This is a genomic window from Streptomyces abikoensis (genome assembly GCF_014648775.1).
GTDB lineage: Bacteria > Actinomycetota > Actinomycetes > Streptomycetales > Streptomycetaceae > Streptomyces > Streptomyces abikoensis.
The window spans coordinates 795,964-812,671 of record NZ_BMRT01000002.1 but is presented as its reverse complement, the minus strand read 5'-3'; the positions used below and the strand labels follow the sequence as shown (position 1 = coordinate 812,671).

14 protein-coding genes and 1 pseudogene are annotated in these 16,708 nt (G+C 69.5%); 8 read left to right on the top strand and 7 right to left on the bottom strand.

Going from position 1 to position 16,708, the window contains the following annotated elements; translation table 11 throughout:
* Positions 1-25: 25 nt before the first annotated feature.
* The 3 genes from IE096_RS10035 (at position 26) to IE096_RS10025 (ending at position 2,415) form a co-directional block, all read left to right on the top strand.
* Positions 26-910, top strand: coding sequence for an ATP-grasp domain-containing protein (locus tag IE096_RS10035; protein WP_189450760.1), 885 nt, complete (start codon positions 26-28; stop codon positions 908-910).
* A complete protein-coding gene (locus tag IE096_RS10030; protein ID WP_189450757.1) occupies positions 907-1,734 on the top strand; it encodes an ATP-grasp domain-containing protein in 828 nt (275 codons plus the stop codon). Before IE096_RS10035 ends, IE096_RS10030 begins: the two co-directional genes overlap by 4 nt.
* A 132-nt stretch (positions 1,735-1,866) precedes the next feature.
* The gene (locus IE096_RS10025; RefSeq protein ID WP_189450755.1) at positions 1,867-2,415 is read left to right on the top strand and encodes a glycoside hydrolase family 25 protein; all 549 of its coding nucleotides are present in this window, start codon (positions 1,867-1,869) and stop codon (positions 2,413-2,415) included.
* 34 nt (positions 2,416-2,449) lie between these two features.
* On the opposite strand, the gene IE096_RS10020 is transcribed toward IE096_RS10025, so the two are convergent.
* Together IE096_RS10020 and IE096_RS10015 are read right to left on the bottom strand one after the other, a co-directional pair.
* Positions 2,450-3,892: an ATP-grasp domain-containing protein gene (locus IE096_RS10020; protein WP_189450753.1), complete on the bottom strand. Its 1,443-nt coding sequence runs from the start codon at positions 3,890-3,892 to the stop codon at positions 2,450-2,452.
* Positions 3,873-4,178 (bottom strand): hypothetical protein, encoded by a 306-nt coding sequence (locus IE096_RS10015; protein WP_189450752.1) that lies wholly within the window; start codon positions 4,176-4,178, stop codon positions 3,873-3,875. Before IE096_RS10015 ends, IE096_RS10020 begins: the two co-directional genes overlap by 20 nt.
* Before the next feature lie 104 nt (positions 4,179-4,282).
* On the opposite strand from IE096_RS10015, the pseudogene IE096_RS10010 reads away from it, so the two are divergent.
* Positions 4,283-4,468 (top strand): annotated as a pseudogene (locus IE096_RS10010) (pirin family protein); the annotation flags it as partial.
* A 58-nt stretch (positions 4,469-4,526) separates the two neighbouring features.
* Here the strand turns inward: IE096_RS10010 and IE096_RS10005 are convergent.
* From IE096_RS10005 to IE096_RS09990, 4 genes are all read right to left on the bottom strand, one after another.
* A complete protein-coding gene (locus IE096_RS10005; RefSeq protein WP_189450749.1) occupies positions 4,527-5,492 on the bottom strand; it encodes a pirin family protein in 966 nt (321 codons plus the stop codon).
* Positions 5,493-5,794: 302 nt separating this feature from the next.
* On the bottom strand, positions 5,795-6,928 hold the full coding sequence (locus IE096_RS10000; RefSeq protein WP_189450747.1) for a methyltransferase domain-containing protein: 1,134 nt from the start codon (positions 6,926-6,928) through the stop codon (positions 5,795-5,797).
* 10 nt (positions 6,929-6,938) lie between these two features.
* Entirely contained in the window at positions 6,939-7,832 is an 894-nt protein-coding gene (locus IE096_RS09995) for a radical SAM/SPASM domain-containing protein (RefSeq protein WP_189450745.1), read from the bottom strand.
* Between the two features lie 417 nt (positions 7,833-8,249).
* Positions 8,250-8,510, bottom strand: a complete 261-nt coding sequence (locus tag IE096_RS09990) for a hypothetical protein (protein WP_189450743.1) — start codon at positions 8,508-8,510, stop codon at positions 8,250-8,252.
* A 538-nt stretch (positions 8,511-9,048) separates the two neighbouring features.
* Here IE096_RS09990 and IE096_RS09985 point away from each other — a divergent pair.
* A complete protein-coding gene (locus IE096_RS09985; protein ID WP_189450741.1) occupies positions 9,049-10,335 on the top strand; it encodes an NsdA family TPR-like regulatory protein in 1,287 nt (428 codons plus the stop codon).
* 14 nt (positions 10,336-10,349) lie between these two features.
* Positions 10,350-10,895, top strand: a complete 546-nt coding sequence (locus tag IE096_RS09980) for a GNAT family N-acetyltransferase (protein WP_189450739.1) — start codon at positions 10,350-10,352, stop codon at positions 10,893-10,895.
* Between the two features lie 957 nt (positions 10,896-11,852).
* Here IE096_RS09980 and IE096_RS09975 read toward each other — a convergent pair.
* Entirely contained in the window at positions 11,853-14,765 is a 2,913-nt protein-coding gene (locus IE096_RS09975) for an nSTAND1 domain-containing NTPase (RefSeq protein ID WP_373298061.1), read from the bottom strand.
* Positions 14,766-14,914: 149 nt separating this feature from the next.
* Between IE096_RS09975 and IE096_RS09970 the strand changes: the two genes are divergently transcribed.
* Both IE096_RS09970 and IE096_RS09965 read left to right on the top strand, forming a co-directional pair.
* Positions 14,915-15,205 carry a hypothetical protein gene (locus IE096_RS09970; protein WP_189450735.1) on the top strand — a complete coding sequence of 97 codons (291 nt, stop codon included), beginning with the start codon at positions 14,915-14,917 and terminating at the stop codon, positions 15,203-15,205.
* A 370-nt stretch (positions 15,206-15,575) separates the two neighbouring features.
* Positions 15,576-16,706, top strand: a complete 1,131-nt coding sequence (locus IE096_RS09965) for a glycoside hydrolase family 183 protein (RefSeq protein ID WP_189450733.1) — start codon at positions 15,576-15,578, stop codon at positions 16,704-16,706.
* The last annotated feature ends 2 nt before the right edge of the window (positions 16,707-16,708 follow it).

Here is a 16,708-nt window from a genome sequence, read left to right as displayed (position 1 = left end):
GGGGATTTCGAGGATGATGCAGCACATGAGACTCTGCTTCCTGGTGGAGGAGCAGTACCGGTACGACGGCATGCCGGTGGACGTGATCCGCCAACTGACCGCCTGGGGACACCGGGTGGACGTGCTGCGGCCGGGCGGCTCGCTGATCTGGCTCTCCGAGACGGTGCGCGCCGGGCGCCACGACGCCTGGGTGCTCAAGACCGTCTCCGGCGGCCCCGGGCTCACCCTGCTGGAGGGCGCCGCCGCCATGGGGCTCACCACGGTCAACGACGCCCGGGCGATCCGGGGCGTACGGGACAAGGCGCTCGCGGCCGTGCTCGCCGAGGCCCACGGACTGCCGGTCCCCGTCACCTACGCCGCCGCCCGCGCCGAGGACTTCGCGGAGCTGCCCGCCGACGCCTTCCCGCTCGTGGTCAAGCCCGCCGACGGCAGCTCCGGGCGGGCGGTGCGGCTCGTCCCGGACGCCGGGCGGCTCACCGACCCCGGCGCCGAACCCACCGGCGACGGCCTGCTCATCGCCCAGCCGTACGTCCCCAACTCGGGCGTCGACCTCAAGGTGTACTGCCTCGACGGCGAGCTCTACGCCACCGAACGCCGCAGCCCCCTCCACCCCGACCGGCCGCCCACGGAGCGCCAGGTCCCCCTCACCCCCGAGGTCGCGGCCATCGCCGGCGAGGTCGGCGCCGTCTTCGGCCTCGACCTCTACGGCGTGGACATCGTCTTCGGCCCCGACGGCCCTGTCGTCGTCGACGTCAACGACTTCCCCAGCTTCCGCCAGGTGCCCGACGCCGTCGCCCGCGTGGCCCGGGCCGTCCTCCGGCTCGCCGAGGCGGGCGGCACCGCGCACGTCGTACCCATGCCCCGCCCGGCGCTGACCGCGCCCGCGCGCGCGATCGGCGGCAACGCATGAGGATCTGCCTGCTCACGCCCGACCCGCACCACCCGCTGCTCGCCGCGACCACCGCCCTGCTGACACCCCACCACGAGGTGACATGGCTGGACCCGACCGGCCTTGAGGACTTTCCCTGCCCTTCGGACCTGTCCGACGTCTACCTCCTCAAGACCCGCACCCCCCGCGCCCTGGCCCTCGCCCGCCACCTGGAGGAGCACGGCGCGCCCGTGCTGAACTCCGCCGCGGCCACCGAGCTCTGCCAGGACCGCACCGCCATGGCCGACGTCGCCCGCCGCGCCGGACTGCCGTTCGTGGCCACCCGCACCGAGCCCTCGCTCGCCCCCCTGGTGGCGGCCGGCGAACCGGCGGCGCCCGTCGTGGTCAAGAGCCGCCACAGCCGCCGCCACGACCTCGTCGCCCGCGTCGACGACGCCGCGCGGCTGCGGGAGCTCGCCGCCCGCTGGCCGGACGAACCCGTGGTCGTCCAGCCCTTCACCCCCAACGACGGCTGGGACCACAAACTCTGGGTCGTCGCCGACCAGGTCTTCGCCGCGCTGCGCCGCTCCGAGCTGGCCGACGCCGTCCCCGGGAGCCGCACCCGCGCCCTCGCGCCCGGCGAGCTGCCCGCCGGATGGGCGGAGCTGGCCCGGCGGGTGGGCGAGGTGTTCGCCCTGGACGTCTACGGCGTGGACCTCCTCGACGCCGGGGGAACACCGGTGATCGTCGACATCAACGCCTTCCCCGGCATCCGGGGCCAGCACGGAGCCCCCGAGGCCCTGGCCGCGCTGGCCCTGCGCACCGCCACGGGCAGCCGCCGGCCGCGCGTTCCGGCGGTGCCGTAGGCGCGCGGCGGCCCGTAGCGGCGCGTATCCGGAACTCTCTTCGAAGTTTCCGGTCCACGGCTCTCGCCGTCGTGACGGTCCGGGCCGATACTGCGGACGCTCCGTCGACCGCCGTACCCGGAGGAGAGCGCCATGCTTCACGGCATCGATGTCAGCAGCCACAACAGCGCGAACTACGCGCTCCAGGGGCTGGACTTCGTGTTCGTCAAGGTGACCGAGGGCACCTCGTACACCAACCCCAAGTGGGTGACCCAGCGCAACCGGGCCCGGAACGCCGGGCTCGTCGTCGGCTACTACCACTACGTCACACCCGGCTCGATGTCCGCCCAGGCCGGCTACTTCCTCGACAAGATCGCCTTACGCGCGGGCGACGTGCTCGCCCTCGACTGGGAACACCCCGACGTCTGGTGCCTGGACAAGGACCGCTGGCTGGAGGACGTCAAGGACGCGGCCCCCGCCCACCGCGTCGTCCTCTACTGCAACCGCGCATACTGGTTCAACCGCGACACCACCGACAACGCCGGCGACGGCCTGTGGATAGCCGACCCCGATCACGCCGCCGGCCGTCCGGCGGTCCAGCACCCGTGGACCTTCCACCAGTACAGCTGGGCCGGCGGCCTGGACCGCGACGTCGCCCGCTTCGACACCCGCGCGGCACTGCGGGAGTGGGCGGGCGCGTAGGGCCCTTCGGGCGTCGGGCGTCGGGCGTCAGGCGTCAGGCGGCTGGTTCGCGTCGCCGAGGCGCGACACGGAAGACGGGGACGGGGCAGGCGCCGGCGCTGACGTTGATCAGGGAGCCGGTGGACACCCGCGAGACGCACCCCGGGGCGTCGGCGCCGAAGAGGAACGGATCGGTGCTCTCGCCCGACCGCTCGACGCGCAGGCGGCCGCCCGCGAGGACGGGATAGGGGACGACCGGAACGGGAACGCGTTCCTGAACGACGTGCGGGGTCGCGAGGGCCCGGCCGAGGGCGGTCCGCCAGTCCGCGTCCGTGGTGCGCCAGCCGCACACGACTCCGTTGCCGCCGTAGTCGTCGTTGGGTTTGAGCACCAGACGCTCGCGCCGGGAGCGGGCGAAGTCCAAGAGGTCCACCGTGCGCCCGTCGGGACAGGCCGTGGACCCCGGGCGCACCAGCCTCGTCCACGGGACGAGGGCCCCGGCGGCGGCCGCCTCCGGCGCCGGCAGGAGGCAACGGGTGCGCGGATCGGTGAGCAGGGCCAGGGCCGACTTCTTGTTCGCCAGGTTGCTGGTGTACGGGTTGACCATGACGCACGCCCCGCTCGCCCAGGCGCGCGTCATCGGATGCTCGGCGAAGGCGGGCCCGTAGCGGGAGAGCAGATCGGCGAGGACGGCCCGCCGGTGGACCACGGTGACCGGCCGCGGCCGCCCGTCGGCGTCCCGCGTGAACAGGCCCCGCCCGGCGTCGTAGTGCAGATCGTCCGGCGTGCACACCACCGTCGGCACGCCGCGCCGCCGCAGCCGCGCCTGGAGCGCGCCGAACTCCCAGGGGAGTTTGGACTCCCAGTCGACGATGGCCGCGTGGGGCGCGCCGCCCGGGGAGCCGCCGGCGGCCCAGGCGCCCACCAGGGTGTCGGCCATGCGCGGGAGCCCCGGCACGGGCCGCGCGGTGTACTCGCGGGTGAACGCCTCCATGACCGGGGTGTCCAGGTAGGCGTCGGCCAGCAGGTCCTGCGAGATGACGCCGCCGGGGCTGTGGGAGTTGTACTCGACGAAGAGCGTCCGCCCGGCGGCCCGGAACCCGTCGAGCCGGGAGTGCGAGCCGCAGTCGCCGGCCGGCGGGGCCATCGCGACGAGCGTCCTCTCCTCGTCGGACAGCGCCAGTTGGCGCCGCACGAGCTCACCCGCCTCTCCCGGCCGCAGGGCGTACGCGGCCAGCCGGTGGATCGCCCGCGCGAGCAGCGCGCCGTCCGCGCACCCCTGGGCGTGTTCCGCCTCGCTCATGAAGCGCGGCCGCAGCATGTGCGTCAGCGGCCGGCCGTCGGGCGTCATACGCGCGTCGCGCTGGTGCTTCAGCAGCCGGTGCTGGGTGGCCTGGGCCGCGCGGTCGTGGCCGAGGAGTTCGTGGAAGCGGTCGACGGCGGCCTCCACGACGCCGGGTGCGGGGCCGGCGGGCAGGTCACCGAGTCGTGGGTCCATGGTCGTCGCCGCCCGTGCCGGGTTCCCCGTCCCCGTCCATGTCCACGTCCATGTCCTCGTCGGGACCGGCGCTGATGATGTCGTGCGCCCCTTGGACCACTTGCTGCGGCGTGACCTGCCGCCCTCCTGGCTCGGCGGTACGGGCCTGCTGGACGGCCTCCTTGACGGACATGCCGAAGCCGAGGCACTCCACGGCCTCCTTGGCCACCGCGTACCGCGCGCCGAGCTCCTCCGCCGCGAGGTGCGGAGCCGCTTTCTCGCCCCTGCGGGGGCGGTCGTTCCCCACGCTCACAGGGGACCACGGCGGCCGGCCGGGCGCACCGGGCTGTGGGCCGAACGGGTGAAGGGCGGACCGCCGCGCCCTGGACGCTGTGCGGCTACGTTGTCCGCATGAGCAATCTGGATCTGCATCCCGCCCCGTCCCTCTGCGGTGGACGCGCCGATACTCCCGGCGGACCCGTGCGCGAGTTGCTCGAACCCAAACGAGTGCCGCTCGGCGAATCCACCTACGTCCGCCGGCTGCTCCCGAACCTGGGCCGCCGCATGGTCGGCGGGTGGGCCTTCGTCGATCACTACTCAAAAGCACACTAGGGCCCTCACCAGGCATGACGCTGGTGAGGGCTCTGCCGTATCCTCAGCGAACCCGCCCACGGGGCTTCAAGGGCACCGGCGGCAGTTCGGGGGCTGACAGCCGGGCACCCGCGTACCCGTGAACGTCACCGAATCGTTCGCCAGCCGTCCAGGACTCACGAGCGCGGGCGATCTCCTCCCCCGTGCGACCGACGAAGTTCCACCACATGACGATCTTCTCCTCGAAGGGTTCGCCTCCCAGCAGCATCAGCCCGGCATCCGACTCGGCGTGAACGGGCAGTTCGGTGCGTCCGCACCCGAGGTAGAGCATGGAGCCTGGCAGAACGCGGACACCGTCCACCTCCGCCTCACCGGACATGGCGAGCACCGCGTACTCGAAGTCGGGTTCCACCGGCAGGTTCGCCCGCGTGCCGGCGGCGAGGGCGATGTCGGCACCGACGAGGGGGCTGTAGGTGGTGCCGGGTGAGGCAGTGCCGTCGAGCTCGCCCAGGATCACCGTCGCGGTCACCCCGGGCGCGCTGACGGTCGGCAGGTCGGGGTGGTGCTCGAAGTGCGGTTCCACGTGCCGGTGGGCGTCGGGCAGGGCGACCCAGAGCTGCGCGCCGTGGAGGTAGCGGGGATGCGGACGGGGGCTCTCCTCGGAGTGCGCGATGCCCCGGCCGGACGTCATCAGCCCGAGTTCCCGGGGGCGGACGGTCTGAAGGCTGCCGACGCTGTCCCGGTGGAGCACCTCTCCCTCGTGCAGCCAGCTGACGGTCTGCAGACCCATGTGCGGATGCGGCGGAACCTGCATCCCCGGCTCGTCGGCGATGTCGTCTCGGCCGTAGTGGTCGACGAAGGCCCACCCGCCGATCATGCGGCGGCCCAGGTTCGGGAGCAGCCGGCGAACGTAGGTGGATTCGCCGAGCGGCACTCGTTTGGGTTGGAGCAGCTCGTGTACAGGTCCACCGGGGACATCGGCACGTCCGCCGCAGAGAGTTGGGGCGGGATGCAGGTCAAGGTCGCTCATGGTGACAACGTAGCCGCAGCGGGCAATCGCCGGGCCGACCAGAGCCCCGGCTCGCGTCCTGCGGAGACGAGTGAGCCGGGGCGCGGTCGTCGCCGTCGCGTGGAGCGAGCGGCGACGTTCTTCCGCACGCCTCGCCTCGTTCGAGTAAGGCTGTGCGGGGTTCAACTACCTTGCAGTAGCGGAGATACTTGCAGGTGGTGGGCGGCGAATCCAGGGTTCATGAGGTAGATCACCCCAGCCTTTTGACGGCTTGCTACGTAGCTCTCCTGCGGCTGGCCAGGCTCTCGCCTCAAGGACCCCCGCTACTCAATCGTGGCGGTCCACTTGCCTCGTGAGAGGTGGACGGCGCCGTCCTGCGTGATCTCGGCGCGGCTGCCGTACAGCGGGAGTCCTCCTTCCGAGTTCTGCCGGTGACGGATGCGTTCGAGGACGTCCCAGAGCCGGCGCGGGCCGCCCTGGTGGACGACAGGCGGGTCGATGAAAGTGGCCGATGCCCGTGCCCATGAGCCGTCCTGATGGAGGAGCCACGCGGTCCGCCGTCGGCCGTCCTGGCGGTAGTGGGTTTCCACTCCCGGCACGGCGAGTTCGAGCATCGACCGCAGCTCCCACGCTTCGCTGAGGTTCAGCACGGGATACCTGCCCTGGGTGATGTGGTCGCCGTCCACGTCGGTGAGCTCTTCGAGGCGGCCGCCGAGCCCTGTGGGGTAGTCGTCGCCGTGCCGGGTGCTCATGAAGCCGGCCCAGTCCCGTTCGATCCTTCCGGCTGCCCGGCCGTCTTCCGTCTTCCACGCGGTGAGGATCGCGGAGGTGTTGGCGATGGTGGTGACGAGGCGTCCGCCCGGCCGGAGAGCGGCCAGCCATGAGGCCGGTACCGGCCAGACGGACACCATCGAGACGATCCTGTCGTATGTCCCGGGAAGGGGGCCTGTCGCATCGCCAGTGACGAGGTCGGGGTGGAGGCCGATGCGGTCGAGCCGTTCCCTGGCCGCCGCCTCCAGGTACGGGTCTACGTCGATCGCTTGGACGTGTTTGTCTCCGAGCAGGCCGGCGGCGAGCGCGGTGCCGTAGCCAGATCCTGTTCCGATGTCGAGTAGGTCCAGGCCCTTCGCGAGCCGGCCGTGCCGGTACATCTGGATCACGAGCCCGGGGTGGGTCGAGGACGAGGTTGCCTGGCCGGTGGTGGTCTGCCCGTTCTCGGCGTGGTCGGCGTGCAGGGGGCCGATTCGGGTCACCAGCGTCCGGTCGGAGTAGGCCGTGCTCGTCCACTTCTCGGGGTCGGCGGGTCCGTTGTGCAGCACCCAGCCGCCGCCCGGCGTGCGCTCCCACCAGCGGGGCACGAGGGCATGGCGTGGGGTCTGTGCGACGAGTGGACGCCAGCGCGAGACGGGGTCGGCGATCTCTTCGGCCAGTCGCTCGGCATACGGTTTCCAGTCCACGGGCGCCGCCTCACTTCTTGTCGGGGATGTCCTCGTACGCGGGATCGCATGCTTCCTGCTCGGCGGGCGAGCAATCCGAACCGTCCAGACCGGGGAGGCACTCCGGATCGCACGGATCTTGTGCGTGCACCGGCACGCGTTCCACTGTGTCCCGCCACGCCGGGCTGCTGAGGATCTCGGCCAGCGTGCCGTTCTTCACGGAGCCGCCTGGCATGAAGCGGCTCATCACACAAGGTGCCACGCTGCCGTCGGGCAGCACGGCCAGTTGTCCGCGGCCGCACCTTCCGCACAGCTCGGAAGCCTCGGGCTTCCCCGTGGTCACGGCCCGCCCGATCGCCCGACTGCGGTCGATCCGGACCTTGGTGACGCCCAAGCCGACAAGGTCGTCGCGGGCCTGGGTGATGCGCTGGCCGGGCAGGACTTCCACGACGCCGGCGCGTAGGGGGATACCGCGGCGGACGGCTTCCTGGATGTTGGCTCGCGTCCGCCGGTGGCTGCCCGGCTTTCCGGTAATCCGGTCGTGTTCCTCGGGGTTGTCGCTGTGGTAGCTGGTCGCGAGAGAGACGTTTTTGCGCGCGAGGATTCCCCACCAGCGCTCATGGATCTTGTAGAGGCTGCTGTACACCTCGACGCGCAGCCCCAGCGTCAAGGCGTGTTCCGTCAGCTCGATCCAGTCCGGATGAGCGGTGGGTTCCCCGCCGAGCAGCTGGATCAGCGGGATGTCGAGGGCGGCGGCGTCGGTGATCACCGCGAGCCATTCGGTACGGGTCATGGTCCCGTGAGTGCCCTGTGGACCCGATGCGGCGAAGCACATCCCACACCTGAGCGGGCACTTCGCTGTGAGTTCAAGTTGTGCAGATTGCGGCCTTACTGGAAGGAGCGACTGTTTCGTGACCACCGTCATGGTCTGTTTGCCTTCCTGGAACCCACGTGCTGGCGCAGGGGCCTTCCCTGCGCCGTCGTTCAGTGGTGCAGGCCGGCTGGCCGTTGGGCCCGCCCGGTCGCCCTCGGCGACGAGAGCGACCAAGGCCAGCCGCTCAGTTACCTCCGTGAGGAGGCAGCTGACCAAAGGTAGGTGTCATCGCTCCGTGGACGTGCGCGTTCTTACAGGTACAGATCACGGGTGCGTAGTGGCGGCGCATGGCGGCCGGCATGTCGGGGTGCGGCATGGCGGGCGGGCTGAAGAAAGGGCCGACGGCCTCCGCCCACGAGCGCACCGACGGTGTCGGCAGTACGGGAGGCGACGGAATCTGAGCAGCCGACGGGGTCGGTGGCTCCTCGATGGCAGGCCAAAGCCGGCAAAGCAGACGTAAGAGGAGGGTCACCAGCCCTCTCCTACTTCCGGCTGACCGGCGACTCGCGTGATTCCGGCCCAGCTGGTGACGAACCGACGGCGCGTGAGGTCGGCGTCGGCGGGGTGGGCGAGCGGCGCGGCGTCTGGTTGGCGGTCGGGAGGGCGCACGGTGCAGAGGAAACCCATGGAACCAGCGGCCGCTTCCTCCAGTCGCAGCGAACAGTTGAAGGAGCACAGCAACCTCGGTGTGGGCTGCTTCGGTGCGGTGAGCAGGATCGCGGTACTCATGAGTGTGCCGATCGTTGATGGCGGCCAAGGGCCGCTGTCAGGAAGGAGACGTCGTTGGTACGACCCTCGTCGTTGGCGCGGGAACGTGCCGTCTTGATGCCAACGCACTGAGGGCAGTCGGCTCGAGTGGGGAGCACCTCGATGTTGCGCAGGGAGACTTCCCACTCGCGACCTCCCCTCAGAGGACGCAGCTGGTATTTCGGCCCTTCGTTGCCCATCACTCTGCCCACCCGCTTACAGGTGGTGTCGACCACCACTCTCCCGATCAGTCCTTCGATGGGAGGAGTGACGACCTGCTCGGGGGTGCCAGCACTGATGGCGCCGCCGCTCGTCGTCGAGTGCATGTGAGACCTCGGCGTCCGTTGGGGTCAGGTAGGGCACCGACCGTAGGAGCGGTGCGCGAGCACGAGCGACGGAACGGCGATGCAACTTCGGTGCAAGTTCATGGCCGTGCGGGACTTTGTCATGCGTCTCGAACCCCCACGCCCTTCAACGGCGCTACCGTCGAGCGCATCGACAGAGAAGAGCCGGGAGCGTGATGGCTGAGACCAAGATCCCGAATGCGAAGATCCGTGCCATCCGTGAAGAACGCTTCCAGATGAGCCGCTCCGAGTTCGCCACCCTGATCAACAAACGTTCAGCCGAGCTTGGCGAGAACACGGGCTGTACTTCCAGGGTGATTGCCACGTGGGAAGACGGTGACGTCAAGTGCCCACGGGCTGTGTACCGGAGGGTCTTGACGGATCTCACCGGAGAGAGCGCGGAGGTGCTGGGGTTCGCGGTCGCCCCTTCCACCGGTCGCAGTGCCCGGCGTACGGTCGTCACGTTGGATCAACTCGACGGCCAGGAGCAGGCAATGGACCGGCGGCAGTTCACGTTCGGCCTCGCCGCTCTGGGGTTCTGTTCAGAGCGTGGCACGCCCCGCAAGATCGGAACCGCAGAGGTGCGGACGGTTCGAAGGACGGTACGTCAGCTCAAGCAACTCGACGAACGCATGGGCGGCGACGACCTGAGCGTAGTCGCGCAGCGAGAGCTAGGTGCGCTGAATCGCCTTATCAATACGGCGCGATACACGGATTCCACGGGCAAGCATCTACGCTCGGCGTATGGCGACCTCGCGGTTCTTACAGGGTGGCTCAGCTACGACGCAGACCGCCCGGTGGACGCTTGGGGCTTCTACGGCCAGTCCCTCTATCAGGCACGAATGGCCGACGATCCAGAGGTCGAAGTGCATGCCTACGCGCAAATGTCTATGGCAGCAGCGCGCAATGGGATGCCCCGCGATGCTGTCGAGCTCGCTCGCATGGGCCAGCGTGTCAGCGCTCGACATGTCCCCCCGAGACTGATGTCATTGCTCGCCCTGAGGGAGGCCTGTGGCTGGTCGCGGCTCGGGGACAAGAAGGAATGCACGGCTGCACTGACCCGCGCCTACCGTGCGTTCGACCATGGCCCTTCGGATGAAGACCCCAGGTGGATCGACTTCTATTCACAAGCCGAACTTGACGGACTTGCTGCCACATGCCATGCCGACTTGGGTGATTTCGAGGTCGCTCAGCGGATGACAGAGAAGACGCTGAAGGATATAGACCCGCGTTACGGGAGAAATCTGGCGTGGTACTCCGTCGTCCTGGCAGAAGTGCACCTCAAGCAGGGGGAAGTGGGTGACGCATGTGAAGTCGCCCGTAGCGCTCTTCCCCTACTCGCGGATGTGTCCTCGACTCGCACCTCGGCGCGTCTTGGAGCCTTCCGGAAAAGCGTAGAGCCGCACAAGGGAGCTCCGGTGGTTCATGACTTCCTGGAGGAGTCCAGAGCTCTTGCAGTTTAGCGATTGGAGAAGGCATGACGGACCTGTCCCTGAGCAGGCTCGATGGCAGGGCAGCCGATGAGCGCCGGGAAGTACTGGCGGACGTGTACGAGGAGGCCTATGCAGAACGGCTGGATGGCGCCTTTCGGTCACGTCCTGCGTTCCTGGATCGACTTTCTGCATACGTGCAACGCCCTGGGTTTGAACTGGTGTCGGCCATGGATGGCCGCGAGTTCGTCGGCTACATCTTCGGATTCGGCATCGCGCCATCGGGCACCTGGTGGGGCGGTTTTCGCGGTGCGGTTCCACAGGAGGTTCGGGAGCAAACTGAGCTGGGGCAAGTCTTCGCCATTTCCGAACTCATGGTGCGGCCGGCCTGGAGGCGTCGGGGCATCGCGCGGCACCTTCATGACAGTCTGCTGGAGGGGCGTCGCGAGAGCCTAGCAACCATCCTCGTGGATCCGGCGAATACACCAGCGAGGACGGCGTACTACTCGTGGGGCTGGGAGAAGCTCGGCGACATCCAACCTTTCGAAAATTCACCGATCTTCGAATCGCTGGCAAAGCGCCTATGCAACTGATCCAACGTGAAGACGCCCCTTGCGCTGGGCAGAGCAGCGCAAGGGGCGAAGTGTGGTCTGGCGACCTACGGTCGTACCGCCTGGTAGACGCTGACAAGTAGAGCAGCGAAGCCGACGAGAGCGGCCAAGGAAGGAAGGGGCCAGCGTCCTCGCTCCAATGCGTCCACTCGACGGCACAGCTCGGCGATGTCGGATTCGATCGTCGATGTGCGCTGCAATGAAACATCGAGGCGACCGTTCAAGGTGGCGAAGCCCGTGTCAACGGCACCCCGAAGCCTCTCCAACTCGACAGCGACTCCCGCCGGATCTGGCATCGGGTTGCCGCTCATGCGACTTGTCGGCCTACGAGGTAGCCGAAGAGCGGGACCGTCGAGTGAATTCTGACCTTGTCCACGGAGGCGCCCGCAGGAAGCGAGACCAGGTACTTACTCCCGTTGGCAGTCACCGGACTCGCCTTTCCAGGGCTTCCCCACGATCCGCCTTCTTGGTGGAACGCTGTGGTCACCTGCCCGTCGGCACCTTGCGGCGCGAGGGCGATCCAAATTGGGCCGTTCCGGCTGGAAGCGTGCAGCCGGGGGTTCGGGGGTGGGTTTGGGTTGGAAGCTCAGTGCCCAGTCACGGAGTCCAGTCCGGCTGTTCAGGTGGCAGTAGTCGAGATCGACCCCGGCGTCGCTGTACTGGTGGAACAGCCACGGGGCGACGATTCCCGGGCTGTCGGCGGGGCGCCCAATGGTGGCGGCATGGGGTGTGGTGCCGGACGGCTTGGAGAGTGAAGGCGGTCCGTCCGCAGGCTTCGGTGATGCTCGCCCAGACGCCGCTGCTGCCTCTCCCGCTCGCTGGTGAGGACACGCTGGAGCGGCGATTTCGCATGCCGCCCTTTCGGATGACGCAGGTGGATCATGTGTTCTCGGCCGGATCGGTGCCGGATATCCGGAGGTGGGATTCCGGCCGGCCGGGTCATGTGCGGCGCGGGCAGGGTGGGGTGTAGTCGAGGCGGGGGAAGTGGCGGGCCCACTGGGCGCGGCTGATGGTGTCGTGGACTTGGTCGCAGGCGTCGGCGAGCGCCTGGTCGAGGTCGGTGTACCAGATTTGGACGTTGTGGTGGGCGGTCACGGTGAGGAGCGTGCCGTCTGTCGTGAGGTAGTGCAGATGTTTGATCGTCCCGCCGGGGTTGGTGAGGTGGGCCAGGGAGGCGGGGCGTGCGTGGTCGGTCATGTCCCAGACGTTCACCACGCCGTCGATGCCGACGGTCACTGCCGTGCGGCCGTGGGGGGCGAAGGCCACGTCGGTGACGATGTCGGCGTGTTCGGCCAGCTCGCCCAGCTGACGGTGCCGGGGAAGATCGCTGATGTCCCACAGCTTCGCCGTGTGGTCGTCGCTCCCGCTCAGCAGGGTGCGGCCGTCCGGGCTGTAGGCGAGGGCGTCGACGAAGTGTCGGTGCCCCTTGAGGACGGCGAGGGGGGCAGCGTGGTGTGGGTCGGTCACGTCCCAGACGCGGACGTCGTGGTCGTCGGAGCCCGAGGCCAGGGTCTTCCCGTCGGGACTGAAGACCACAGGCTTGACGTTGTCCCGGTGCCCGGTCAGCGTGTCGAGCATGCGGGGGCGGGCTGGGTCAGTGATGTCCCAGAGGCGGATGGTGTCGTCATAGCTGCCGGTGGCGGCGATATGCCCGTCGTGGCGCAGGGCGACGGAGTAGACGGTGTCGGTGTGCCCCGTGGGCAGCTTCGACAACAGCCTGGGGTTCCGCGGGTTGGTCACGTCCCACAGCCGGAGCGTGCGGTCGCTGTCCACGCCGAGCAGTGTGTTGCCGTCCTGGGTGAACTGGATCGGGCCGAGGCCGACTCCGTCGGTGGTACCGAGCCGGCGGGGCCGCCATGGGTTCTTCATGTCCCACAGGACGATCTGCGAGCCGTCGGCCATGGCCAGCACGCGGCCGTCGGCGGGCACGGCCGGTGTGTGCCCGGCCGGTGTGCGCCCGATGACTCTGGGGCCGGTCGACGCGACGGACAGGGTGCTGAGCAGGGCGTCCCGCGTACGGTCCTGCTTCGTCTGCCGGTAGGCGGCCAGCGCGACCTGGACGGCCAGTGACGGATCGTGCGGGCTGAGGCGTACGGCTTCGTCGGCGGCCCGGAGAGCCACGGCCTCGTTGCGCTGCCGGGTGATGGTGTCCTGTGCCCGTACGGCGAAGCCGGCGGCGGCCACGGCACACACGAGCAGGGCGGCCAGGGCTCCGGCCAGCCTGCGCAGGCGGCGTAGGCGGCGGCGGTCGCGCTGTTGCGCCTGTTGTGCCGCCGATTCGCCGGCGTCGAGGAAGGCGCGTTCGCGGGCGGTCAGCGCCTGTGGCGGGAGGTCCTTCGCGGCAGCGAGGCGCACTCCGCGGTACAGGGTGTCGGGGTCGTGGTCCAGGGACTCCCAGAGGGTGGTGGCCTCGGTGAGCGCGCGGTGCAGACGTTCCTGGCCGCGGTCCTCCTCCAGCCAGCCGCCGAGCCGGGGCCAGCAGCGGATCAAAGCCTCGTGGGCGATCTCCACGTGGTCGCCGTCGGCGGTCAGCAGTCTGGCCCGGGTGGCCTGTTCGAGGACGAACGCGGTATCGGGACCGTCATCGAGTTCCTGACGGGGCACACGGCGTTTGGTGTCCTCGGTGCCTTCGCCCAGCGCGATGAGCCGCAGGAACAGCCGCCGCGCGGCCTCCTGCCGGCTGTCGTTCAGGGCGCGGTGGAACTCCTCGGCGGTCTGGGCGAGCGCGCCCTCGAAGCCGCCCGCCGCACGGTATCCGGCCAGGGTGAGAGTGTTGCCCCGCCGTCGCTTCCAGGTCTCCAGCAGAGCGTGCGAGAGCAGGGGCAGCGCGCCCGTCCGGCCGTGGGCGTCGGCTGTGAGGGTCGTCAGCAGGGCACTTTCGACGGTGAGCCGGGAGCGGGCGGCGGGCTGGACGATCGCCGCCCTCAGTTCCTCGGCTGTCATCGGGCCGACGGGATGGTGGGCATGGGGCAGGACGTCGACGAGGCCGGGGAGCCGCGTGCAGTGGGTGTAGAAGTCGGACCGCACGGCGATGGCGACCCTGGTGTGGCTGTCGGGGACCTGCGTCGCGTGCACGAGCGCGGCGACGAACCGCTCCCGTTCCCGCGCGTCGCGACAGAGGGTGAACAGTTCCTCGAACTGGTCCACGACGACCAGCAGTTCACCCGCCGCGGCGCCTGCCTCCTGTTGCCGGGCGAGGATCTGCCGCACCATCCGGTGGAAGGTGCTCGGCTCGGCCGTGAGTCCGGCGTGCACCGGGCCGGGAGCGGTGCCTGCGCGGGCCGCCAGCCGGACGGCGCATTCCTCCAGCGGATGCGGGCCGGGTGTGAAGGCCAGCGAGGAAACACCAGGAAAGGCGGGAAGCACACCTGCGCGCAGCACCGATGACTTACCGGATCCCGAGGCCCCGAACAACACAAGAAGCCGTTTTTCCTTCAAGTGTTCGACGAGTGTGGTGGTGAGTTTCTCGCGGCCGAAGAAAAACCCGGCATCAGCTTCCCCGAACGCGAACAGACCGACATAGGGCGGCTTGGCGCCGCTCCTTTGCCGGTTCTTCGTGCCGGTCCCAGCCGACGGGTCCGTGCCGGTGCACGCGTCAGCCGTCCGCTGCCAGATCAGCTTCCATTCCCGCTCGTCACCGCCGCAGGCGCGGACGTAGGCGAGGGTGACGGCCAGGCTGGGCAGCTGGTGCCCTGCCGCGGCTGAGGACAGCGTCGCGATCGAATAGTGCGCGTTACGTGCGAGGTCCCGGTAAGTGGGACGGCCGGCCTCTTCCCGCAGTTTTCGCAAACGTGCGGCGAATTCGAACAGCGGACCGCCGTTCGGATCCAGAGGACTCTCTCCCCGAGGCACACGCCCACCCTTTCCCCAGGTCACACCGATTGTTCGGCATCCGTTTGTTCAGCATCGGCCGACCCGAATTGAACAACAGATTAGCGGCTACAAACGGTGCACCAGGTCCCGCACCGAGGACCGGACACCGAACGGAAAAGAGGAATCCCATGAACACTCGTGTGAGGACGGCCCTGCCCGCGCTCTTGATCACTGCTGCGACTGTGCTCGGCGTGGGCGCGGCTGTGCCCGCCGTCGCCGCTTCCGCCGTCGCCGCCCGGACCGCGCCCTCCCTCCAGCAGCCGCTGTTCGACGGCCAGGACGTCTACCGCGGCTGGTACTTCTCCAAGGAGACCTGCCGTGATGCCGGCGATGCCGGCGTGACGGCAGGGCACTGGGACAACTACAGCTGCCGCCCGGGCAGGGGCGGAATCCTGCACCACCTGTGGACCAACCGCTGATCCTGCGGCCACCTGTGCCCGTTCGGCAGGTCCTGGTGACCTGCCGAACGGGCGCGACCACCGGAGCGCGTAGCTGCCGCCCTCGGCAGGGGCGATCTTGTTGGTCGGAGGGGGTACGCGTGGTAGCGCGTACCCCCTCGGGCTCTGAACCACCCACAAGAGGGATGTGGAGTCTGACTGCCGCGTCCCGCAGCCGCACGCTCCGACCCCCGCAAAGACTGCCGGACACCCCGCTAGGAAACGGCCGGGGCATGCAGGACACAGATGCGAAGCCACCGCGGGCATCGTCCGGCGTATGCCCTCACGGCCTCCGTGGCCACCCGGCACCCTGCCTCTTCCCTTGTCCCCACACATCCACCCAGGAGCGTTCATGCACGACAGCACACCGGACAGCGCCCCGCGTCCGCCCCAGACCCCGATCCGCCCGGTTCACCTCAGCCGGGCCGGTTTCCTCCGAGCAGCCGCCACGGCGGCCCTCGCGGGCGGTCCCCTGCTCCGCGCCCCAGCCCACGCGGCAGCAGGCCCCCTCCGCGTCTTCAAGGTCGCCGACCTCACCGGTCCCGGTCTCACCGCCCGGTTCCGCATGGAGGCCACCGACCTGGGCGTGCCTGTACGGACACCCGACGACCGACTCCTGTTCGTCTTCGGCGACACCTTCGAGGAAGCCAGGGCCGGCGGCGGGTGGTGGCGCTCGCCCGTGGCACTGTACGGGCGCCTCGACGGGCCCGGCCGCCCGGTCGTCTGGACCGGTGCGGTAGGCGGACGGCACGCCCGGCAGCTGTGGCCGTACGACCACGACAACCTCGAGTACTCCACCGTCCTGCCGTCCGATGGGATCACCCTCGGCGGCACCATGTACCTGCACGTCATGATGAACAAGGGGCGGATCGGCAACGTGGTACGCACCGAGATCTGGCGGTCGGACGACTCGGGCGCGACCTGGAGCCCCACCGGTGCCGTGTTCGCCCCGAACCTGCACGACGGCAAGTTCCAGCTGCTCACCTGGGCCCTCGGTGACGACGGCTACGTCTATGTCCTGTCCACCGGGTTCCAGCGGGACAAGCCGGTTATCCTGCACCGGGTCCGCCCCGACCGCCTGACGGACCCCGGCGCCTACGAGCCGTGGGGACAGGGCCCCGACAGCCGCTGCGCCTGGGGCAATCCACCCACGCCCGTCCTGGACGGCACCTTCGGCGAACTGTGCCTGCGGCTGCTCGACGGCCAGTGGATCCTGACCTGGTTCAACCAGGGCGACTACCGGATCGAGGGCCTGGTGGCGGACCACCCCACGGCGGACCTGCGCACTGCCCACCGCCGCACCCTGCTGTGGGGCACGTCCTGGGGCAACGAAGACGACACCCACGTGGCGCAGTTGTACGGCGGCTATGTCATTCCCGGGTCAACGCTCGACGACCTCCATCTGTCAGTGAGCCAGTGGAACACCAAGGCGGGATGGCCCTACCGCGTCATGCAGTTCCGCGTTCGCGGTCTTGCCTTCTGACC

Bases quoted from the DNA above. Each gene is read 5' to 3' on its own strand.
- IE096_RS09985 (WP_189450741.1), top strand. From the start codon at position 9,049: ATGGCTGAGACCAAGATCCCGAATGCGAAGATCCGTGCCATCCGTGAA.
- IE096_RS10030 (WP_189450757.1), top strand. From the start codon at position 907: ATGAGGATCTGCCTGCTCACGCCCGACCCGCACCACCCGCTGCTCGCC.
- IE096_RS09995 (WP_189450745.1), bottom strand. From the start codon at position 7,832: ATGACGGTGGTCACGAAACAGTCGCTCCTTCCAGTAAGGCCGCAATCT.
- IE096_RS09970 (WP_189450735.1), top strand. From the start codon at position 14,915: ATGAACACTCGTGTGAGGACGGCCCTGCCCGCGCTCTTGATCACTGCT.
- IE096_RS10020 (WP_189450753.1), bottom strand. From the start codon at position 3,892: ATGGACCCACGACTCGGTGACCTGCCCGCCGGCCCCGCACCCGGCGTC.
- IE096_RS10025 (WP_189450755.1), top strand. From the start codon at position 1,867: ATGCTTCACGGCATCGATGTCAGCAGCCACAACAGCGCGAACTACGCG.
- IE096_RS09965 (WP_189450733.1), top strand. From the start codon at position 15,576: ATGCACGACAGCACACCGGACAGCGCCCCGCGTCCGCCCCAGACCCCG.
- IE096_RS09990 (WP_189450743.1), bottom strand. From the start codon at position 8,510: ATGAGTACCGCGATCCTGCTCACCGCACCGAAGCAGCCCACACCGAGG.
- IE096_RS09980 (WP_189450739.1), top strand. From the start codon at position 10,350: ATGACGGACCTGTCCCTGAGCAGGCTCGATGGCAGGGCAGCCGATGAG.
- IE096_RS10005 (WP_189450749.1), bottom strand. From the start codon at position 5,492: ATGAGCGACCTTGACCTGCATCCCGCCCCAACTCTCTGCGGCGGACGT.
- IE096_RS10035 (WP_189450760.1), top strand. From the start codon at position 26: ATGAGACTCTGCTTCCTGGTGGAGGAGCAGTACCGGTACGACGGCATG.